General features: G+C 55.0%; 19 protein-coding genes. 8 read left to right on the top strand and 11 right to left on the bottom strand.

Annotated features, from left to right (window positions below):
* Positions 1–20: 20 nt before the first annotated feature.
* On the top strand, positions 21–221 hold the full coding sequence (locus tag G6M89_RS16870) for a hypothetical protein (RefSeq protein WP_165163046.1): 201 nt from the start codon (positions 21–23) through the stop codon (positions 219–221).
* A 591-nt stretch (positions 222–812) separates the two neighbouring features.
* Here G6M89_RS16870 and G6M89_RS16865 read toward each other — a convergent pair.
* The 7 genes from G6M89_RS16865 to G6M89_RS16835 form a co-directional block, all read right to left on the bottom strand.
* Positions 813–1,445, bottom strand: a complete 633-nt coding sequence (locus G6M89_RS16865; protein ID WP_165163045.1) for a DUF4013 domain-containing protein — start codon at positions 1,443–1,445, stop codon at positions 813–815.
* Between the two features lie 82 nt (positions 1,446–1,527).
* On the bottom strand, positions 1,528–2,706 hold the full coding sequence (locus tag G6M89_RS16860) for an ABC transporter ATP-binding protein (RefSeq protein WP_165163044.1): 1,179 nt from the start codon (positions 2,704–2,706) through the stop codon (positions 1,528–1,530).
* Between the two features lie 51 nt (positions 2,707–2,757).
* Positions 2,758–3,660, bottom strand: a complete 903-nt coding sequence (locus G6M89_RS16855; RefSeq protein WP_165163043.1) for a carbohydrate ABC transporter permease — start codon at positions 3,658–3,660, stop codon at positions 2,758–2,760.
* An 83-nt stretch (positions 3,661–3,743) separates the two neighbouring features.
* On the bottom strand, positions 3,744–4,748 hold the full coding sequence (locus tag G6M89_RS16850; protein WP_165163042.1) for a carbohydrate ABC transporter permease: 1,005 nt from the start codon (positions 4,746–4,748) through the stop codon (positions 3,744–3,746).
* A 14-nt stretch (positions 4,749–4,762) separates the two neighbouring features.
* Positions 4,763–6,076, bottom strand: coding sequence for an ABC transporter substrate-binding protein (locus G6M89_RS16845; protein WP_165163041.1), 1,314 nt, complete (start codon positions 6,074–6,076; stop codon positions 4,763–4,765).
* A gap of 134 nt (positions 6,077–6,210) precedes the next feature.
* Positions 6,211–8,667, bottom strand: coding sequence for a methyl-accepting chemotaxis protein (locus G6M89_RS16840; RefSeq protein ID WP_165163040.1), 2,457 nt, complete (start codon positions 8,665–8,667; stop codon positions 6,211–6,213).
* 650 nt (positions 8,668–9,317) lie between these two features.
* Positions 9,318–9,731, bottom strand: a complete 414-nt coding sequence (locus G6M89_RS16835) for a hypothetical protein (protein ID WP_165163039.1) — start codon at positions 9,729–9,731, stop codon at positions 9,318–9,320.
* 135 nt (positions 9,732–9,866) lie between these two features.
* On the opposite strand from G6M89_RS16835, the gene G6M89_RS22900 reads away from it, so the two are divergent.
* The 3 genes from G6M89_RS22900 to G6M89_RS16820 all read left to right on the top strand — a co-directional run bounded on the left by G6M89_RS22900 (position 9,867) and on the right by G6M89_RS16820 (position 13,792).
* The gene (locus tag G6M89_RS22900; protein WP_394352374.1) at positions 9,867–10,019 is read left to right on the top strand and encodes a hypothetical protein; all 153 of its coding nucleotides are present in this window, start codon (positions 9,867–9,869) and stop codon (positions 10,017–10,019) included.
* Positions 10,020–10,172: 153 nt separating this feature from the next.
* Positions 10,173–11,495 carry an ABC transporter substrate-binding protein gene (locus G6M89_RS16825; RefSeq protein ID WP_165163037.1) on the top strand — a complete coding sequence of 441 codons (1,323 nt, stop codon included), beginning with the start codon at positions 10,173–10,175 and terminating at the stop codon, positions 11,493–11,495.
* On the top strand, positions 11,492–13,792 hold the full coding sequence (locus G6M89_RS16820) for a methyl-accepting chemotaxis protein (protein ID WP_165163036.1): 2,301 nt from the start codon (positions 11,492–11,494) through the stop codon (positions 13,790–13,792). Before G6M89_RS16825 ends, G6M89_RS16820 begins: the two co-directional genes overlap by 4 nt.
* Positions 13,793–13,818: 26 nt before the next feature.
* Here G6M89_RS16820 and G6M89_RS16815 read toward each other — a convergent pair whose 3' ends face one another.
* Entirely contained in the window at positions 13,819–14,814 is a 996-nt protein-coding gene (locus G6M89_RS16815; RefSeq protein ID WP_165163035.1) for a restriction endonuclease, read from the bottom strand.
* A 778-nt stretch (positions 14,815–15,592) separates the two neighbouring features.
* Here G6M89_RS16815 and G6M89_RS16810 point away from each other — a divergent pair.
* Both G6M89_RS16810 and G6M89_RS16805 read left to right on the top strand, forming a co-directional pair.
* On the top strand, positions 15,593–16,843 hold the full coding sequence (locus G6M89_RS16810) for an Nramp family divalent metal transporter (RefSeq protein WP_165163034.1): 1,251 nt from the start codon (positions 15,593–15,595) through the stop codon (positions 16,841–16,843).
* A gap of 116 nt (positions 16,844–16,959) precedes the next feature.
* Entirely contained in the window at positions 16,960–17,697 is a 738-nt protein-coding gene (locus G6M89_RS16805; protein WP_165163033.1) for a fumarylacetoacetate hydrolase family protein, read from the top strand.
* Positions 17,698–17,844: 147 nt separating this feature from the next.
* Here G6M89_RS16805 and G6M89_RS16800 read toward each other — a convergent pair whose 3' ends face one another.
* The 3 genes from G6M89_RS16800 to G6M89_RS16790 form a co-directional block, all read right to left on the bottom strand.
* The gene (locus G6M89_RS16800; protein WP_165163032.1) at positions 17,845–18,366 is read right to left on the bottom strand and encodes a GNAT family N-acetyltransferase; all 522 of its coding nucleotides are present in this window, start codon (positions 18,364–18,366) and stop codon (positions 17,845–17,847) included.
* A 146-nt stretch (positions 18,367–18,512) separates the two neighbouring features.
* Positions 18,513–19,559 (bottom strand): NAD(P)-dependent oxidoreductase, encoded by a 1,047-nt coding sequence (locus tag G6M89_RS16795; protein ID WP_206335598.1) that lies wholly within the window; start codon positions 19,557–19,559, stop codon positions 18,513–18,515.
* Positions 19,560–19,675: 116 nt separating this feature from the next.
* Positions 19,676–20,374 carry a PIG-L deacetylase family protein gene (locus G6M89_RS16790; protein ID WP_165163031.1) on the bottom strand — a complete coding sequence of 233 codons (699 nt, stop codon included), beginning with the start codon at positions 20,372–20,374 and terminating at the stop codon, positions 19,676–19,678.
* A 130-nt stretch (positions 20,375–20,504) separates the two neighbouring features.
* Here G6M89_RS16790 and G6M89_RS16785 point away from each other — a divergent pair, with 130 nt between their 5' ends.
* Together G6M89_RS16785 and G6M89_RS16780 are read left to right on the top strand one after the other, a co-directional pair.
* Positions 20,505–20,882 carry a RidA family protein gene (locus G6M89_RS16785; RefSeq protein ID WP_165163030.1) on the top strand — a complete coding sequence of 126 codons (378 nt, stop codon included), beginning with the start codon at positions 20,505–20,507 and terminating at the stop codon, positions 20,880–20,882.
* The gene (locus G6M89_RS16780) at positions 20,882–21,949 is read left to right on the top strand and encodes a glucose 1-dehydrogenase (protein ID WP_165163206.1); all 1,068 of its coding nucleotides are present in this window, start codon (positions 20,882–20,884) and stop codon (positions 21,947–21,949) included. The genes G6M89_RS16785 and G6M89_RS16780 overlap by 1 nt, the downstream gene beginning before the upstream one ends.
* The last annotated feature ends 11 nt before the right edge of the window (positions 21,950–21,960 follow it).

Genomic DNA, 21,960 nt, shown 5'->3' with positions numbered 1-21,960 from the left:
CTTGTTTCCCATTCGGAGGCATGATCAAATTTACCGAAGGAGTAGACAACAATGAATTACTCGCCTATTGCATAGCCTTCGGTATTGTTATTGGAATGATGCTTGGGTTTTTCATCGGAGCAATCTACAGTAATGGGTTTATTATGGCGATGGGACCCACTATAGGCATCTTCATTGGTTTGGCAGCCTGGTTTATACTGGCTGATCAAGCTGATTATTAAGCCTCGATATGAGAACCGAGGCGGATTCCCTGCCCTTCCGAAAACCGCAGGTTTTCGGCTTTCGCAAATCAACGATTTGCGTCAACACCGTGGGCGGGGTTGAACAGAGCCGTTTTGATGTGTTTTCGATAACGACCGTATTTTTGCCGTCAGTGATGATCTGTCCCTAAACTCATTCTGGAACTGGTATTTTATCTAATATATCAGAAATATTTCTACTCAATAGGGTTTTGAGACTCGATTTATATTGAACAATTGGAACACTATTGCTGCCTCTGCCCCAACTTGTGGTAGTCAATAAAGCAGCTATGTGCCTCATTTTCACCGGTATTCTCCTTTCTCATCATCCCTGATAAGTCATCAAGTGTACTTCATACCTCCACTCCATTAGACGCTTTGGGGACCAAAACTTTCTTTAAATCAGTGCACTACCTCATACTATGGCAAAACTAGGGCTCATAATTGGGAATTTTCTATATGTGGTAGTCGATGGCGAGAATCACCCATCTGCACAATTCTAACGTCGCATCGCTCTCCTTATTGTCGAGTTAAATATATTGTCAGAAGACACTATTTAAGTCACAATCCTCCCTACACCGAATCGGCGTAACTCCGACCGATACGGCGGCTCGCAACGATGACAGTGTAGGCTCCGGCGAACGACCCCAATACGGTGAAGAAGCCGCCAGCGTCAACTAATGCACTCGAGATGGCAATGCCGACGAGAAAGAGCATCGTTCCGGATGCCCACCCGACGAAGTAGATGGCGTTTCCAGCGACCGTCGTTAGATTCGTCACGCTGGCTCGAAGCGTATGATTGCGTCCGTAGTTTCCGAGTCCGATCGGCAGGAAGTACGCGAAAATCGCGAGGACGATCAGCGTTGCTGTCGAGCCAAAGAGAAAGAAGATGGCGTCGGCTTCTGCCGGTGGTTCACCGTTCCCAACGAAGAGATAGATCGTTGCAATCGTGGTTGCGACTGGAATCACCGCATAGGCAATAAGTACGACCACTGCGCCAAGGCTCTGGCTAAGCACCGTACGCTCGAGAAATGGTGGTGGTGATGAGGTATCACCGCGAGCAAGCACTCGAGTCGCGTAGCCAAACAGCGGGAGTAATGCAATCACGGGGAGTGCAATCGTATGCACGAAGACACAGAGCCACGCGGCGAGAAGTGCCTTCTCAGCGTGGTCTCCCCGGAACGGATACCTGAGTGCTTCCCACATAGCCGTTCGTTGTAACCCCGGTGTCTTAAGACTGTGTGATGTCTCGCCAAAGTGGTTGTCGCCCGGGTGTTTGCAGCGCGGTTCAGATTCGAGTGCCGAGCAGTTCTGTTTCCTGCTCGATCGTTCGATTGTGAATCGCCGTTCCTGATGCTCGATCGAAGAGGTGAATCGCGGATTCAGGGAACTCGACACGGTAGTCCGTGTCTTCCTCGATGTGGCGCATGCCGTCGACGATAGCGTTGAACGTAATTGACGTCCCGTCCGACGCATCGTCGTCGTCTGCTGGCGAGTTCGGGAACCGAACGAGCAGGTTGTTCTCGTTCCCCATCGGCTCGACGACGTCGACGACTGCCGGGAACACGTGGTCGCCAGTCTCCGTCTCGACGAGCTCAATATCTTCTGGACGGATTCCAAGCACTAGCTCTTTCGTCCCGTCGAGGTCGTCTTGAATCGACTGCGAGAGCGGATACTCGAAGTCGAAGTTGTCGCCAACGAGGCGATCTCCCTCGAGTGTCACATCGAAGAAGTTCATCGAGGGTTCGCCGATGAACCCAGCGACGAACAGATTCCGTGGACGGTGATAGCACTCGAGCGGCGTCGCGACCTGTTGGAGCGTGCCGTTGTTCAGAATCGCGATTCGGTCGCCCATGGTCATCGCTTCGGTCTGATCGTGTGTCACGTAGACGGTCGTAACGTCGAGGTCTTCTTGCAGGCGCTGGAGTTCCATGCGCATCCCCGAGCGAAGCTTCGCATCGAGATTCGACAACGGCTCGTCCATGAGGAACACCGACGGATCTCGAACGATTGCTCGACCGAGTGCAACTCGTTGTTGCTGGCCACCCGAGAGCTCACCGGGTTTCCGGTCGAGCAGTTCGGAAATCTCGAGTGTTTCGGCTGCCTCGTCGACGCGGGCGTTCATCTCGTCTTTCGACATCGAGGTCGATTCCTCGAGGCCAAAGCGCATGTTCTCCCGGACGGTCATGTGCGGGTACAGCGCGTAGCTCTGGAACACCATCGCGATGTCCCGTTGCTGGGCTGGTGCGTCGTTGACGACAGTGTTTCCAATAGCGATCTGTCCGTCCGAAATCGTCTCGAGGCCGGCGATCATTCGCAGCGTCGTCGACTTCCCGCAGCCCGATGGGCCGACGAGCACGAGGAATTCACCGTCCTCGATTTCGACCGAGACGTTGTCGACGGCCGTGATGACGTCACCGCCGTCGTCGAAGTTCTTCGTTACGTTGTCGAGTGTAAGTTCAGCCATGTGTATACCCTCTGTGAGTGAGTTCGTGTCGATGAGTCAGTTGGATTTGGCTCATGATGCACCTGTGATACCTTTCGCGAACTGCCGTCCGAAGACGACGTAGATGATGATCGTTGGGAGCGCAGCGATGAACGCGCCGGCCATCTGGAGATTGTAATCTTGGGCCATGGCTCCCTGTAATTCGTTCAGCGATTGGGTGACGACGTAGTTCGAGCGCGATGTGATCAACACCAGCGCGAACAGCAGGTCGTTCCAGACCTGCGTGAACTGGTAGATCAACGCGACCGCGAACATCGGCAGCGACAGTGGGAAGACGATCCGCCGGTAGATCCGAAGCGCGCTCGCACCGTCGATCTTTGCGGCTTCGATCATGTCGTCATCCATCGTCTTGTAGTACGACCGGAACAGGATTGTACAGATCGGAATCCCGTAGGCCGTGTGCGTGATCGTCAACTCGAGTAGGTCCGCCCGCTCTGCGAGGAACGGCGCGAACGCGAGCAAGCCCGCCAGGTCGACGGCCGACCAGAACTGCCGAAGCGGGACCAGCACGGATTGGTACGGCAAGAACACAGCCGCGAGGAAGATCACGAGGATCCCGACCTGGCCGCGCCAGGAGAGCTTCGTGAGCCCGTAGGCCGCGAGACTGCCCAAGACGGCAGATAGTACCGTTGCTGGGACGACGAACATGACGCTGTTGATAAGTCCACCTTGCATCGTCGCAAACGCAATTTCCCACGCCTCGACGGTGAACCACTCGGGCGTTGGTGGGACAATCGGCGATGTGCTCACAAACCCGGCTTGGGTCTTGAACGCCGTCGTCAGCCCAGCCCATAGCGGCGAGAGGTAGAACAGGATCAAGCCGCCGAGGACAGCATACAGTGCGACACGCTGGCCGTCTACCCCTTCTCGATGGGCAGCGAGACTGCTTTGATCCGTGTCGTCTGCTGTTGCCATCTATTGTTCACCTCCTAATTCTCGATGGTGTGGGTGGCCGATTCGTCTCGAGTCCGTAGATGGAATAGTCGTCGAGTCCGTCATCAGAGATCACCTCGTTTGTACTGCATGTAGAGATACGGTGCGACAACCGCAAGCGCCATCAGGAAGAGGACAGTTGCGACGGCAGCGCCGTACGCCCACTGTGACCGGGAGAAGGCAACACGGAACATCATCACAGCGAGGATGTCGGCAGAACGACCTGGGTTGTCGCCGAACATCACATAGATGAAGTCGAACGCTTTCAGCCCGAACACCATCAGGACGACAGCAGCCGATGTCGTCGCCGCACTGAGTTGGGGGACGATCACTCGCCAGTACATTTTGAACGAACTCGCACCGTCGACTTTCGCGGCTTCGTAGTGTGAGTCCGGAATGGCGCGCAGGCCCGCAAGATAGACAACCATCGCATACCCGCTGAACTGCCAGGTGAGCGCGAATATAATCGCGGCTAACCTCGTTCGTGTATCACCGAGCCAGTTCATCGTGAGGGCGTCAAGCCCGATTGTGCTCAACACGACGTTGATTGTCCCGGTCGATGGATTGTACATCCACGACCAGAAAATCGCCGTCACGACGAACGAGAGGGCCATCGGCAGCAGATAGATCGTCCGGAACGTATTCTCGAATCGAATGTTTTGATCGACAAGAATCGCGAGGACGAGTCCAGCTGCAAGCGAAATGACCGTAAACACAACCAACAAGACAATCGTATTTCTGAAGGCAGCAATAAACGATGCATCACTCACCATCTGCGTATACATCTCGAGGTTGAGATCCGTATACTCTGGTTGCTGAAGGCCGCTCCAGTCAGTGAAAGAGATAAGCAGGTTCCACCCGACCGCACCGTAGACGAACAGGCCCATCAACAGCGCTGGTGGGAGCCAGAACGGAAGCGCCTGGACTGCATCGCTGTGTTTTAATCGTGCGAACGTCCCGCCGCCAGTCGGTGCTTCGCTCCCACCGTCGGTCCGAATGTCGCCGTCTGCTCCGCTATCGGAGTCGGAGCGACTGAGGCAAGAACGAAGTCGATCAATATCAAAACCCATGGAACTGTACTGGGTTAGAAGACGTTGATCAGTTCCTGAGTGGTCTCGTCGACGTCCCAGTTATCCGTAAAGACAGCGAACGCCTCCTCGACTTCGCTGGCTTGGGCAGGGTTCAGTCCACTGCCGTGGGAAATTGAGACCGTCTGCTGGTCGGACGATTCGAAATCGTCCATCTGATCCTGCAGGAACGCTGGGAAGTCATCCATCGACGCATCAGTTCGTGGCGGGATCGATCCTTTGTGTGGGTTGAACCGCTCCTGAGCGTCGGTCGTCGTACAGTAGTTGATGAACGCCTCCGTCGCTTCCGGCGATGGGTTGTTCGCTGGGTACACGAAGCCGTCGATAACCATCGTGAAGACGTCCTCGGTTCCCGGGAAGACCATGAGATCCCAGTCATCGCCGTACTCGAAGTCGTCGGCTCCCTCGTACTCGCCGGCGGCCCAGTCGCCGTTGTGGTGGAATGCGGCGTCGCCAGTGATGACATCGTTGTTCGCTTCGTCCCATGCAACTGTCCCCGCGTCCTCGTTGTGATACTCGCTTACGTCTGCAACGAGTTCCAGCGATTGTTCAATCTCGGACTCGAGATCAGCTGCCTCGCCCTCGAGGAATTGCTCGTAGGCGTCGACACCGTGCTGGCCGATAAAGACCATCTCCCAGAACTGCAGGGCGCCCCACGGCTCCTGGGTCTGTTGTGCCAGGCCAACGTAGCCTGCGTCGTCAACGGCCTCGAGTGCATCGAGCAAGTCGTCTGGGCTCTCGAGGTCATCAGGGTCGACACCCGCGTCGTCTAAGACCTCGGTGTTGTAGAAGACGTTGTTCAGGCGGTGAATGTTGATCGGTGCGATAACGAGGTCTCCATCGGGTGCAGCGGCATCGAGCACACCGTCGACGTAGGCGTCCTCGTCATCCCAGTAGTCGTCGACTGGCTCGAGTGCGTCTGCGTCGAGATAGTCACGCAGTGCCTCACCGGGCCAAATCTGGAACGTTCCTGGTGGGTCTTCGTCGAGCACGCGGGTTTGAATCTCGGCGTCAATTGCTGCTCCTGCACCACCGGGAGCGGGATTGTCCTCGACGCCGTATTCGTCGTATTCCGCTTCGAAGCCTTCGACGAGCGCATTGAAGGCCTCCTCTTCGCTCCCGGCCGTCCACCAGTGAACGATCTCGAGTTCTTCCTCGACATCATCGGAGCCACCGGTATCGTCGGCACCCGAATCGTCGTCCATGTCTTCGGGATCTTCATCCTCAGCACAGCCCGCAAGTGCCACTGCACCAGTTGCACCAGCGACCTGGATATACCGCCGTCTGGATAGTAAACTCTCTTTTGTCATGGCTTCGCAACACCTGCTACTATGAAACTCCCATTATATAAGAGTATGTATTTTCTCAGAAGTCATGTCGCCAGGCGGTGGTGTTACTCGATTTCGATGGCGATAACGGCGAATGCGCTGAACATCTCGTTCCGTTACGGTTGATCGTCAGTACCGACGAACTCGAGTGTGGTCGTCTTCGCTGCATCGTCATCACTCACACCACCCTCAAACGCCTCGAGTGACTCCCGAAGATCACCGGCCGCTGTCGAGAGCGAATCTACGTGTCTCGAGACTTCAACAATCGACTGCGACTGCTCCGTGACAGTGGCCGCGACACGTTCGGTTTCCGCTGCGGTCCGCTCACTTTTCGTCGTCGCTTCATCAACCATCGTCACGACGCGTTGGGTTGCTCTGGCTTGCTCATCGGTTGCGTCATCAATTGACTGGACACTCTCGTTTGCATCAGCGACGCGATCAGCGATATCATCGACAGCCTCGAGACCGTCTGTGACCGCGTCTACGCCATGATCAACCTGCGTTTGCATCTTCGAGATATCCGCGACAACGTCGTCCGTTCGCCGACGAACGGTTCCAAGCAAGGCCTCGACATCGTCGGTTGCATCACCGGTCTCTTCGGCGAGGGCTTTTACCTCCTGTGCGACAACCGCGAACCCGTCTCCTTCCTCACCCGCCGCTGCCGCTTCGATCGAGGCGTTCAACGCAAGCAGGTTCGTCTGCGTAGCGATATCGTCGATCAGGTCGATTACCTCGTCGATCCGATCCACCTCGTCATCAAGCTGCTCGATTTCGTCTGCCACCGCATCAACCTGCGTCGCCAGTTGTTGCATTTCCTCAAGGATTTCGTTCGAGGCAGTCTTCGCAACATCAGCACGCTGTGCGGTCTGAGTAGAGGTCTCTGCAACCGCGTCAGTCGTTGATGCGATTTCTTCGATCGTTGCCGACAGATCACTCATTTCGCTATGGACTGACTGGAACAGGTCGGTCTGAGAGGCCGCAACCGACGCGATCTCATCGGTTGAGTGCTCGACATCCGCGCTACTTGATTCAATTCGTTCGACACGTGCGCGGACGTCAGCACTCACGTGGTCGACCGATTCAGCGAGCCGCGTCACGTCATTGACCGTCGACTCGAGTTGCGTAAGCAGCTGATTACAGGCGGTCGCAATTTCGACCATCGCCGGCTGTTCAACATCTTCATTCAAGCGTTGAGTTAGGTCGCCGTTTGCCGCTCGCTCTAACGTGTCTGCGAACACACCGGCCTGTTGCTGTAACTGTTCAGCCTGTTGTTCTGCGGCATCTTTCGCCGCCGTTGCCTCCTCTCGCGAGCGTTCGACTGCTTCTTTTGAGGACTCTAACTCAGTAATCGATGTCTCGAGATCGGTCTGCAGCGTCTCGAGTGAGTGTCCAAGCGTCCCTGGTACCTGTTCCTCGAGAACTGGGGCGTCGAAGTCCTGACGCGCAATTGCGGTCGCCTGTGCAGCGGCCGTCTCGAGATACTGTCGGATCGCATCGAACGAGTCCTGTACCTCGCCGACTTCGTCAATTCGATCGCGGTCAGTGGCGCTAATTGATAGGTCGCCAGCCGAAAGTGCTCTCGCGTCAGTTGCCAGTTGCTCGAGTGCGGTGGCAGTGCCTCGCCCAACTGTGGCACCAATCACCAGAAAGCCAGCAAGTGGAATTACAATCAGTGCGATCAGTGAAAGTGCAACTTGCTCCGTCAATGCGTACGCGGTCGATTGTGGGGCATGAGACACTAGCGCCCAGTCCGACTCCGTCAGCTGCGTGTACGCAACTAGTTCGTCCGTCTCATCTGCATCAATTGTCTGTGGGTCCGTACTTGCTTGCTCGAGGAGCGAGGAGTCAATAGCTGAGCGGTACTCAGTCCCGACGGCTGTCGATTCCTCAGCAGCCATCACTGTCTGGTCAGTTCCGTCTATGACCATCGTTTCCGTCCCCGCAATCGGTTCGTCAAAAGCCGCTGCAACATCGGTTGCACGCACAGTCAGGAAGACGAACGCCCCATCATCGCCATCATCAACGTGACTGCCGAATCCGATTACGTCCGTTTCATCCCATTCGAACGTACGCGTGTGGGCCGCATCGACATCACTGTCCCCCAGTTCGTCGTAATTGATACGCTCGTCTTCGACATAAAACTCGAGATCAAGCGCCGAGACGTCTGTCCCGATTTCCGCATCGGACGTACTGTGTTCGATTTCGTTCGTCTCGAGGTCGACGTAGTGGACGTCCTCGAGCGGGCGCTCAGCGTCGGCGCTTCGATCGTATTCGTTGAGCAACGCTGCCTGTATGACCCAGTCGGAAGAGTCGGTCAGTGCATCGCTTTCGGCGAGTCGTTCGACGGCGCGTTCGTTCGCCTCAAGCCAGTCTGTGAGAATAGTTGCCTCGTAGCCAGCCATTGCTTCCATATCCCCACGTGCGTCTGCGTTGATTTCTCCCGTGATATCGAGGTAGAAGAAACCGGCCGCACTGACGGTCAGGAGTAAGACGATACCAATAATGACACCCACCTTGGCGACGTAGCTCCGGCGGATAACCTGTGGAACGAGTCGCGTCACAAACAACGACATTAGCGAGTGATATGTGTACGTGCTGAAAGAGATTGTGGCCGGTATGTCACTTCCACTCTCGGAATTGCCACCAGCTACTCTTCTGAAAGATTCTATAAGCTACTATACGCTCTCGTCAGGCCCTGAAACAATATTACAGTATTATTTCCTGGTTTTTAGATTCGATAAAATGTAGCCAGGGGCTGATCCATCGACCAGCCTTACACGGGTAGTAATACTCGTAATACCACTTTGGGAGAAAATAAGCATTACGAGTAATACTACACAATCGTTTTCCGGAAAATTCTTCTTCCTACCCGCTGAGGCGGCCGAATAGCATCGGTGTGGTGGCTGATCGGCAAGTTGATCGGCCAGAATTTACACTGGTATGCCTGTAATCGACAGTGCCAGTACAGTAGTCACTTTCTCACGACCATTGGTCTCGAGTCGCACTAATCCGAGCTGTGCTACTTTCGGTGTGTAGGGCGAATAAACCGCGTGTGAGGCAAGAATACAGCTCTGACCCTAATTTTGAGAGGTAATACTCGTAATGCCAATCTGGGGTCTCGGCGGAGTTCTCCCTCTGCTATGCCAGTAGAAAGAGCATGCTGGGACAGGGCCGGACCAAAATTATATTCTACTAATATACTTGTGAGTACGAACGGTGTCAATCACTCGCCGTATTCCGCCTGCAGATACTCGAGCATTGAGAGCAAATCGTCGGTATCGGACTGATCGAGATTATTGAGGCCAACGGCGACGAGTAGTGGGTAGAAATCTTGGAGTTTCTGGAGATCGTACTCGGTCGTTCGAGCCGTTTCAAGGCTTAACTCGCGATAGGCTAAATTGAGTGCGTTGTGCAGGTCTTCTGGAAGGTAAATCGTCATCCCTTCCCAATCTTCTTTCACGTTGCCCAGATCGTCGAGGTCATACGAGATGTCAGTGTCGGCGTCGTCGTGACGGGCGTTCTCAAGGACGTTTTCAATGTGTTCGGTCTCGTCTTGTGCCGTGTCGTCGCTTGGTGGTTCCTCAGACATGGTCGTATCCTCGAGTATGTCGGTGCTGTTGTCGTGGCCAGCTGTCATCTGGTGGTAATACGTTCATGAGTTGTCTTACTCTTTGGTTTGCGTATAAACCTTTGTCTCCAACGGCAACCGTACCGAAATAGTACTCGATAACGAAATAAACTATAGCAAATTTAATTGTAAGCTAATAAGAGTATATTTCGTATAGTTCTACCCCAATCTAATAATTCTTCTTTGGCCCATATTTTGAAATGCTATGTGGAAAATTACATTAAAAGTCACATAAAAGTCGATATTCTACACAATAATCAAGATGCAACATTTCTACACCAAAATTGCTGCCACTAATCTACGTTCATTGCAGATCTCTAACTTGACTAGTATGGGATTATAAATTATATATTAGTTTCATAAAACACATCTTCTCCTCGAATCCCATCAACTCGAGAGTAGAAAGACTGAAGAACGGGCGAGTTCTGCGTGTTATCCATATCTGAAGCTATGGGGAAGGGGAATGCAGCCGAGCTATCGTTCTTCCGACGGACAGCCCTCCGAGCTGGTGCCACAACTGGGCTTGCAACAGTTGGCCTCGCGGGGTGTACGAACGACCGTGATGCGGCCAACGAAGAGACGCCGCCAGAGGAATCCACTGAAGAGCCGTTCGAGCTCATCCACTGGTGGACTGCAGGTGGAGAAGAAGACGCACTACAAGCCTTACTCGAGGGGTTCGTCGAGTCGACATCGTACGAGCAGTCACTGATTACCGAAAACCCCGCACCTGGTGGAGCCGGATCAGCACTGAACGCGGCAGTGCAGTCGCGATTAGTGGATGACGACCCACCAAGTACGTTCCAGATCTGGCCTGGCGAGTCGCTTCGGCCATTTCTTGACTCTGATGTCTTTGCTGATCTCGACGAGATCTGGTCCGGAAATATGGAGTCAGCCTACATCGAGAGCGTTCAGGACCTTGCTCGCGATGACGGCACCTACGTGGCGGTACCGATCAATATCCACCGGTTGAACAACCTGTTTTACAACGTCGATGTCGTCGAGGACAGCGGTGTCGACCCCGATTCGATTGCGGACCCAGCGGAACTGCTTGAGGCCTTCGAGACTGTTGCAGATGCAGGTTATACGCCTTTTGCACACCAGACACAGGAATCGTGGCCAACGGTGCAGTTATGGGAAACGCTCTTTATCGGAGAAACTGGCGCAACCGAGTTCCAGTCACTCCTTGAGGGCGACGTTGACGAACTCGAGTTTGCGATTGCCGATACGCTCTCGTTGCTCGAGCGCTACAGCGAGCACTTTAGCTCAGACACGAGCACCATAAGCTGGGAAGAGGCAAACGGACAGGTTATCGACGGTGAGGCAGCGTTTACCCATCAGGGTGATTGGGCTGCTGGCCAGTATAGTGCGGTCGATCTCGAGTACGAAACGGACTGGGGACACGTCGCATTTCCGGGGACTGAAGACGTCTATACCATGGTCCCTGATGCGTTCGTCATGCCAGAGCCGAATCCAACACCAGAGATGACCATGGCGTTTCTTCGCTATTGTGGAAGTGCAGACGCACAGGAGCGATTTAACCCACCCAAGGGAGCGATTCCGCCACGCACAGACGTCTCTACTGATGCGTTTCCACCGTTTCTCGAAGACCAGATGCACGATTTCGAGGCGTCAATCGCACAACCTCCGACGATTGCGCATGGTTCAGGGATCGAACCGTCGAGGAAGAACGAACTCGAGGAGGTCTTTATGAGCTTCCTCGAGTCATGGGATGTTGACGAAACAACCGATAGAATCATTGAAACACTCCAATGAAACGCCTTCGCTCGAAACTTCCGGCGTCAATCCGTCGGAGCTACGCGCTGAAATTTGGCATCGTACTGCTGCTGATCGGCGCCTCTGTGGGCATGATTGGTTTCGTTGCCACTGAAGAGATCCGAGCGCACGTCCAGGGCGAAGCTGACGAGGAGTTTACCACGCTCGCTCAGCAGGAAGCCCGAAGCCTCCAGGCGTGGTCTGAGAGCAACGAGCAACGAGTGGAGACACTTGTACGGAGCCCAGACCTCCGGAGCCTCTCGACAACAGAACTTCGCCAGTATACACAACATCCAGCGCGAGCGAACGCAATCCATATCATCGATACGGCTGATGCGGAGATAATTGCCAGTACAGACCAAGGCCTTGACGGGCAGTCTGCCACTGAGCTTTCGGTTCCAGACGCCAGCAGGCTGCTCGATGACATTGAGCCGTTTTCGGTCTATCGCACGAGCCCGTACCAACTCGATGACGAGGATGGAACCCCTGCGGTTACGTACGCACAGACGACCGGCGATGGGGCAATCGGTGTCGTCTACACAGTTGAACTCGAGCAGTACGGCACGCAGTTCGGAACCTATGAGGATAACCGATCGACAACAATGGTGATCGACGGAGACGGAACCCTCGCGTTCGGTGACGACGGGTACGGTGATGAGGACGAGTATTTCGGTGAATCGTATGGCGATGGCAACGAGGGTCTCATCGATGGTCAACGTGCTACTTCACAGACTGTTGGCTCTCACGCCATGCCGACGTTGCTCTCTGCGTACGGCTTCCCTGACGAGGAGTACGTCGTCGGCTCCGCGCCAGTTGCGGGAACCGATTGGACCGTGCTCATCCACGAGCCAACGGCAGACGCGTACGGGTTCGTCACAACGGTACAGCGCCTCGGCTTTGCTGCGACGGCAGGGCTGATGGTGCTGGTCACGGCGCTTGGTGCCGTTATCGGGCGAAACACGGCCCGATCGATAAACAGACTTCGAGAACAGGCCGCCGAAATGGAAGCCGGAAATCTCGATGTCGACCTCGAGACAGACCGAGTGGACGAAATCGGCCAATTGTATCTTGCGTTCGACACAATGCGCCTCTCGTTGCGAACACAGATAGACGAGGCGCGCCGCGCACGAGCAGACGCAGAGGCCGAGCGCCGGCATACGACGCAGTTGAACGAAGACCTCACTACGGCCGCGAACCAGTACGCAGCAGTCATGCAAACCGCAGCTGAGGGCGACCTTACAGTTCGGATGGATCCCGATGCGACCGACACTGAGGCGATGGAAGACGTTGCAGCCGAGTTCAACGGCATGCTCGAGCAACTCGAGAAGACGATTGCCCGACTCACGTACTTCGCAGGCGAAGTTGCTGAGGCGAGCGAGCAGGTCTCGAGTTCGAGCGAGACGGTCCGAACCGCATCGGAGAACGTTGCTGACTCCGTCCAGTCGATTTCCGATGGGGCAGCCCGCCAGAACGACTCCTTGCAGGACGTGACGAGCGAACTGTCCGGCCTCTCCCAGACGACTCGAGAGATTGCAGACGCCTCGAGTGAAGTCACCGAAATTGCAACCCAGACGGCCGCTACCAGCACCGACGGTCGCGACGCCGCCAAAGAAGCGATTTCTGGCGTCGAAGCGATCGAACGCGAATCCGAGGATGCCGTCGACGAAATCGGTCATCTCGAGGGTGAAGTTGCAGAAATTGACCGCCTGATCGAGCAAATTCAGGTCGTCGCTGACCGAACGAACATGCTCGCACTCAACACCAATCTCGAGGCCGCACGCACCTCAAGTGGCAGCAGTGATGACTTCGCAGCCGTTGCCGAACAGGTCAAAGAGCTCTCAGGGAACACGAAAGAAGCTGCCGAAGAAGTCGAACGCTGTCTTGAGCGCATCCGTGAACAGACCGAAGAATCAGCGACTGCCGTCGAGCGAACCAGTTACGAAGTCAATGCCACTGCGCGACGCGTTATGAAAGCGGCGGCTGCACTCGAGGACATTGCGGCGTATGCTGCAGAGACGAAATCGGGTGTCGAAGAGATTTCGACGGCAACCGAACAGCAACTCGAGTCGACTCATGAGGTCGTTTCTGAGGTCAGCGATATCGCAACGATCAGCCAAGAGACCGCGACGGGCGCAGACACCGTCGCAGCTGCCACCGAAGAGCAAACAAGCGCGCTCAACGAGGTCACTGGGTCGATGGCTCAACTGGCAGATCGCGCGAACAAACTCTCGAGTGCACTCGATCGATTCGAGACGACAGACCCTGACGAAGAAACAGTCCAGTTCGAGCAACCCTGATCCACAGCGACGTTGAGTATACTCAATCAATTGACAGCGGCTGCCAGTTCAGACGGAAGACCTGGGAGTGCCTCTTTTTCTTCCGCTGAAAGGTACATCATCCACGACACCTTCTGCAGCAAGTCCGCCCGAGAGAGCCCATCCGATTCTCGATCGTACTCCTCGAGTAGCAGATGGGTGTTGTTTTGAAACCGGATTCTCGAGACCGAACCACTAACACCACCGACGTAGAACGCAAATTTGGCCGTACCGCCAGCAGGAATTCGTGGCTGTTTGACTTGCCAGTCACCTGGAAAATAGCGGTTTTTCGAGAACCGCATTCCTTGCGTGTATTTTTGGCCACGATCGTCGTAGACGGTAAAATCCTCCCATGGGTGTAAGCGAAGATCGTGATCGACGAGATTTGTGAGTTCGAACGCGAAGAACGGGCCGTCGAATTCGGCCGGTGTTTCTACGGCCGGATCAGATGACGTTACCCATTCATATCCGACAAGTGATGCTCTAAAAAGGTCGCATTCGGCGACGATAGTTGGTGGTCTTGCTGGCTCAAAATCACTGATCGTTTCAGTGTATGGTTGATCAGGTATTTCGGCTCCGTCTGCATAGGTTGCGACCAGGTCCTCGGCGGCCATCTCTCTAACCAATCGTTGGAGTGTCTCCCCAGAGATCAATTTTATATTAAAGTCATCAGCAATATCTTCGGCCTGGTCGGTGAACCCACTGGTCGTGATAATAACGACCTCGTCGACATTCTCTCGTTGCTTTAGTGAGGCGTATTTCTGGAGTTCGGGTCCGGAAACGGAGTTCGAATCTCGATATCGTTTCGTCTGGATGAGGGTCTTTTTCGGGTACGGGAACGTTTTGGTAGCGACGACATCAATTCCTTTATCACCTGATTGGGATGTTACATTAGTGTCCCACCCGCGACGAGACCAGAGGTCAGCAATGAAATGCTCGAACTCGTGGCCGTCTATCTGTTGCAGGTAGTGAAGAATAGTTGATTTCGTAACTCCCGTATCCATACCGCTGCGAGTATCAGTGGTGTGATGGCAAAAGATTTCGCATCCCAGTTTTATACCGTCCCGAATGCGCTCGGATTTCGAAAGCTAACGGTTGCGTTTTGCTATCAATATAGTACCACAGCCACTAGTGTCGAAATACATATAGGTATTCTGTACCAAATATTTTCTGATGTGTATGTAACCTCCACACATGTGGCAAGGAATTTATATTTGGGCCATTGGTCGTTGCAGTCTACGTTGCGCTGTACATGCAATTAATGGTGGCTGATAGGGTTTAGCCAGCAACCGCCGTATCGATCGGAACACTAGTTACTAACAGATTCAGTGTATCCGGCTGTAGTACCGTTCGATTAGGTGTGTACTGACGTTCAATGGCTACTATGCAGGGAGAAAGTTGTTGTTCAGACATTCTATCCACGTATTTGGTCCCGATATGACCCCTATCCAACATATGTAACAACAAACTAGTATGTCCAAATGACACACACTCTATTCATAGTCGGTCGCCACCCTTCGCCATCATGTAGGACGGTATGATTTGATCTGGGCTCTCCCGATGGTATTGTTACCCATACGACTAGTTGCAGACTGACCGCACGGTTATCGTACAAACCGATACGGATTGATTTGCCACGGTTACACAACTATCTCTCGCTGTAATTTCCTCTTTTAATATTTTATCCCACACATGTTTTATTGCCATTCAGAATTAGCTAAACCTAGTTCAGATGTGTACAAGTAAATAGAGTTAAATAATTATTAATAGACTGTGTCTAACATGGGTGCGCAATCAACAGATGTAGCGACGGAATCTGGGCGTAGCATACAACAGTATATTCGTGCAATCGGCCCAGCACTCTTTTTGTCAGCAGTTGTCGTCGGTCCAGGGAGTATCGCCCTCAGCACGATTGCTGGCAGTACGTATGGCTATGCACTCCTGTGGGTTCCGATCCTTGCGACGATTTTTATGGTCGCATACGCATTGATGGCTGCACGAATTGGCCTCGTTACAGGAGAAACGCTGTTCGGAGCAACACGAATAACGTACAACCAAACAGTCGCAGTTATCGGCGGTATTTCCGGTTTTCTCACTATCCTTGCGTTCCAGGTCGGAAACAATGCCGGAATTGGCTTCGCATCCAATGCGCTGTTTGGCTATGACATGCGACTCTGGGCCACGTTGTTCACGCTTGCAGCGATTGGCTTCGTCTGGACTCCGAACCTATACGACAAGATTGAATGGCTCGTCCGCATTGTCGTCGGTATCATGCTTGTGGCGTTCGTCGGCACACTTGCACTCGTTGGGATCGACCTCCCTGCAGCCGGCGCAGGACTCGTTCCATCAATCCCCGAGTTTAATTCGCTGCTTCTGTCGCTCGGAATCGCGGCAACGACGTTCTCAATTGCTGCAGCCGTCTATCAGTCACATCTTATGCAAGAAAAGGGGTGGGGTACGGAGGAGCTTGCAGACGGTACCGCTGATACACTCATCGGCATCGGCGTACTCGGATTGATCGTCATCGTGGTCATGCTCACCAGCGCAAGCGTCATTTACGCCGGCGAGGGTGACCCAGCGTTTTCGGCCCATGAGATGGCTCTCCAACTCGAGCCAATCGCCGGTGATGGTGCGTTCTATCTGTTCACCATTGGCTTCTTTTTTGCCGCGCTATCATCACTCGTTGTGAACGCACTCATCGGTGCGACACTGTTGGTTGACGGCAGCGCCAAGAGTCCATCCATGGACGACCGACCAGTTAAAGTATGGGCCAGCATCGCGATGCTCCTCGGTTTGATTCCGGTCTTACTCTTTCAGGAGGACCCAATGGAGATTCTCATGATCGCACAGGCACTCGCAATCATCGCGTTCCCACTGTTGGCGTTCCTGGTTCTTCGGCTGTCCAGTGATTCAGACCTGATGGGACCGCACGCCAATGGACTGGTTCTGAAGGTGATCGGCATCATTGGCTATCTCGCCGTCATTGGGTTCGTATTGAACTATCTGTACGAAATCCGTGAGTTTCTCATGTAGACGACCGGAAGAGCCAACTATTGGGTACAAATTTGGACGGTGTACTGTGTCGCTTGTGTATCCGCTGTCATCACCCGAAAGAGTGTTAGCATATCGGCGTGAGGGTACACTCGTCGATGAAGCAAATTCGATTCAGCGACTCGAGTGGCTACGTACGGACAGGAACGCTAACTGGCGACGAAATTGAGACGGCCGGTCGAAGTTATAAACTCGATGATGTAACGATTCTGCCGCCGACCGAGCCAACGAAAATTGTCTGTCAAGCGGGTGGATACGTCGACCACCGACAAGAGTCGGGATTCGACGACGTACCGGACCGCCCTGAACTGTTCCTCAAAACGCCAAACTGTGTCGTCGGGCATGAACACGATATTGAACTGCCGCCGGGACGCGAGGAAGTGGAATTCGAAGCCGAGTTCGGGATCGTTATCGACGAACAGTGTCGAAACGTCGCCGAAGAGGACGCGATGGACGTCGTCGCCGGATTCACCTGCGTGAACGATATCTCGAACCGCGACGATCAACAGGACGAGCGAAACTGGGTCCGCGGGAAAGCGTTCGACAGTTCGTTGCCGGTTGGCCCTGTCGTCGCGTCGCCGGACGAAGTCCCCGAGGATGCGACGTTAACCCTGGAACTGAACGGCGAACAAAAACAGGAGACGACAAGAGAACACATGATCTTCTCCGTCCCTGAACTGGTCGCGGACGTTACCGAACTGATCACGCTCGAGCCTGGCGACATCATTGCAACGGGGACGCCCTACGGACCGGATACGTTGGCTCCTGGTGATACCGTCGAAGTGCACTTTGAGGGCGTGGGGACGCTTCGAAACGACGTTATCGCACCGCAGTGAACTAGGGACGACGTTGCAAGTCCGTTTTCAACTAATGTCTTCGTATTGGAAAGACCAATACCGCGATTCGCTCGAGGCGTCGAATAATCTCTGCGTTCCGTACATGTGCGGATTGAGGACGTTCGAGCAACTCGCTTCCGTGGTGGGTCACGAGATATGCTCATCAGCCAGCAGCCCGAACAGGGAAGCATCGACGTATTCGCCATCGATATAGTAGTGATCACGAAGGTGTCCTTCGTGCGTGAATCCGACAGTCTCGAGGACTCGCCTCGAGGGCGTATTGCCGTCGAAGACACGCGCCATGATCTTGTGGAGTCGTCGTTCATCGACTGCGTAGCGGACTGCAAGTGCCGCGGCTTCGGTCGCGTATCCCTGTTGGCGTTCCTCGGGGCGAATCCAGTAGCCGATTTCGCACCGACCAGCGACCTCGTCGATGTCGAACAGCCAGAGGAACCCAACCGGGTCGCCGTCTCGACAGGGGAGAAACGGGACGTTTTCGTCGGATGACTCGAGAAAGTCCGCCAGGTATGCACCCTGCAACGGTCTCGCGATTGGAAACCAGTGGCGAAGATCAGGATTGTTCCAGTAGCGCCGGATAAACGCGTGGTCATCGGGTTCGACGGCGCGAAGCGACAAGCGGTCTCCTTGAAGATAGATCGGTCCGGGCATATGTACACATCGCGCTCGAGTGAGTTAGCGGTTGAGGTTTCTCCGGGTCGATACACAGGATACAATAGTCAAACCGACGGCGACTTGGACAAGAAGGCAAACGCGACGAATCGTGCGCTGACTGACGGTGAAAAGCGTGACTCGGCTTAAAATTCGCCGTCGCGAACGTGGAACTTCGTTGGTTTCCCGTGCATTGTCCCATCTCGTTCGACCCACGACGCGACGTGTTCGACGAGCGCGTCGATATCCATCTTCGGTTCGCCAAACAGGTCATGGCTACGGCTCGCATCGTTGAGCAACGCTGTCTCTTTCTCTTCACCCTGGAAGGTCACGTCACAGCCAAATTCGTCGGCGAATTGGGTAGCAAGGTCGCGAACCGAAAGCACGTTCGGCCCGGTAACGTTCAGAATGTCAGCCGGTGTCTCCGCCAACTCGAGCGACCGGAAGCACGCGGAGTTGGCGTCTCCCTGCCAGATGACGTTGACGTGTCCCATCTCGAGGGGGACCGGTTCCTCGGCGTAGACGCGCTTTGCAAGGTCGAGCAAGACGCCGTAGCGTAGTTCGACGGCGTAATTCAGGCGTAGGAGACACGTAGGGGTGTCGTTCGCCTCGGAGAAGTACTGGAAGACCCGCTCACGTCCCAAACAGGACTGGGCGTACTCACCGACGGGACCCGTTTCGTCTGTCTCGACGGAACCACCGGAGTCAACGGGGACCGGCGGATAGACGTTCCCGGTCGAGAGGGCAGTAATCCGTGACTCTTCGAACCGGCGCGCCACGCGCCCAGGAAGATAGGAGTTGATCGCCCACGTCATCGGCTCCTGGCCAGTCGTGCCGAACTTCATACCAACGAGATAAATGACGTTTCGACAGTCTGGCAGCGACTCGAGGGCATCATCATCGAGCAGATCCGCTTCGATTGTTTCAGCACCCCAGGATTGGAGTTTCTCCTTGACACTGGGATCGGAGTAGCGAGAAGCCGCATACACCGTCGTGTCGGCGTCGGCTTCATCGTTCGCTCGGAGAATGCGTCTGATTAGCGTCGGGCCCATCTTGCCGCCAGCCCCGAGGACGAGAATATCGCCCTCGAGTTCGCTGGCAAACTCGACGTCTTCGGGGTACGGTTCCGAGAGGAGGTCCTCGAGGTGTTCTTCGTCGGAAATCGTCGCAGGTATCGTGTCGTCCTTACTCATGGCTCATCACGGGCGTGGTTCGAACGAACGTGTGTCGTAGCATAAAGCTACCGGTGTGTCAACGTGGGGCATTGGGCGTATACCACCGTTGATTTGCATGTGGGCTGGCAATCGACTCACTCGAGATAGTCGGTCGTCACGTCGTGTAGCGGTGCGAACCCTTCGGCATACTCAACGCCCGTTCGCTTACCGAGGACGCGTGCTTCGGCACGGACACCGTCGATGAGATTGTCAAATTCCGCGTCGATGCCACCGTGATTCTCGAGGAACTCGACCTGGGAGTCGTGATGGTCGATTGCGCGTTCTTTGCGTGCTTGATAGTCAGAGATATCGATGTAGACGCTCGGGTCGAACGCCGAGGTCGGCTTGCCGAAGTAGTAGACGTTATCTGGATCGTGGGGATCGTACTCGGTTTCGACCAGGGGGAGCGATGCCATGTAGTACGCATTCGACACTAACCGCGAGGTCGCGCGGTGATCCGGGTGCATATCATCGTTGAAGTGCGTCAGAATCACGTCAGGCTGGTGGTTTCGAATAACGTCGACGATCACAAGTCGGTTCTCGAGCGATTGCTCGATACGACCATCGTTGAACTCGAGGAAGTCACAGCCACAGCCCAGTTCGGCCGCGGAGTTTCGCGCCTCCTCTTGCCGAACTGAGACGAGTTCGTCTTCTGTTGTGTCGATACCACCGTATTCGCCGCTGGTCATGTGGACGATCTGGACGTCGTCGCCGCGGTCCGCATGCTTTGCTAACGTTCCACCACAGAAGATATCGGCGTCGTCGGGATGTGCGACGATCGCAAGTATTGACATACGATCTATGGTATCGGGTGTCATTGAGATAAGTGTCGCGGTTCGTCTCACACCGGTCGGATGACTAATCATTGAAACCGAATGGCACCGAAACGATTTTTTGCTCCGGTTGCTAGTGCCTAGCCGTACTATGGACGAAGTCACAACTGACGACGCACCGGCAAGTATCGGCCCATATTCCCAGGGCATCATCGATGGCGACACTGTATACGTATCCGGGCAAGGACCGGTCGATCCCGACAGCGGCGAGATCATCGATGGCGACATTCAAGACGAAACCCGATGCACAATGGAAAACGTCGGTGCGGTCCTTGAGGCGGCTGGAACGTCGCTCGACAACGTCGTGAAGGCAACCGTATTCGTCCAAGATATGGACAACTACAGCGCGATCAACGAGGTCTACGAAGAATATCTGAGTGAGCCGTATCCAGCGCGGAGCGCCGTCCAGATCGAAGACCTTCCCGTCGACATCGGCGTCGAAATCGAAGTGATCGCGACACTCGAATGATGGACGCGATTGTCGTCGAGCACGACGACCCACACCCACACCTCATCGAGCTTTCAGAGCCAACACCCAGTGACGGTGAGGCGCTCGTCCGAACCCTGCGCGTTGGCATCGACGGGACCGACTTTGAGGTCATTGGCGGGAGCCATGGCGGCTTCCCGGCCGGCGACGACTATCACGTCCTTGGCCACGAGGCCGTCGGCGTCGTCGAGGATCCCAACGGGACGGCCCTCGAGGCCGGTCAGGTCGTCGTTCCAACGGTTCGGCGGCCACCAGCTGGTTCGAACGAGTTCTTCGAACGTGGCGAGCCGGATATGGCACCACCAGAACTGTGCCTCGAGCGCGGTATTGATGGCGCGCACGGCTATATGGCGGAGTACTTCACGAGTCCCGCAGAGTACCTCGTTCCGATTCCCGACGCGTTCGCTGACAGTGGCGTCCTCGTTGAGCCGATGAGCAACGCAGAGAAAGCACTCGATCTCGCGTACGCTTCTCGCTCATCGTTTGCGTGGGAGCCGACCGCCAGCCTCGTGCTCGGAAACGGCCCACTTGGACTGTTGACGCTTGCGCTGCTAGAGGAGCGTCCGGAAATTGACCGCACCTACTGTCTTGGACGACGCGACCGACCGGACCCGACGATCGACGTGATCGAACGACTTGGGGCGACGTACATCGATTCCCGCGAGACGCCGGTTGCTCAGGTCGCTGACGCACACGAGCCGATGGACGTCATCGTCGAGGCGACTGGCTACGCAAAACACGCGTTCGAAACGATCGACGCCCTCGCACCCAACGGTGTTGGCGCACTGCTTGGCATCCCTGACGACTGGTCGTTCGAGATCAACGGCGGCCGACTTCACAGCGAATTTGTGCTCAACAACAAGGCTCTCGTCGGCAGCGTCAACTCTCATCTCGAGGACTTTGAGGCAGCAAAAGAGACGCTCGAGGCTGCGCCGGACTGGTTCGCCGAGGCGCTCATAACTGACGTGTTCTCGCCCGACGAGGTCGAGGACGCGTTTACGCGAGATGCGTCGCGAATCAAGACTGTGATCGAGTTCGACGCGCTGTAAGTAACCGGCAA

This window comes from Natronolimnobius sp. AArcel1, assembly GCF_011043775.1.
Classification (GTDB): domain Archaea; phylum Halobacteriota; class Halobacteria; order Halobacteriales; family Natrialbaceae; genus Natronolimnobius.
This window is presented reverse-complemented; position numbering and strand designations above follow the sequence as displayed.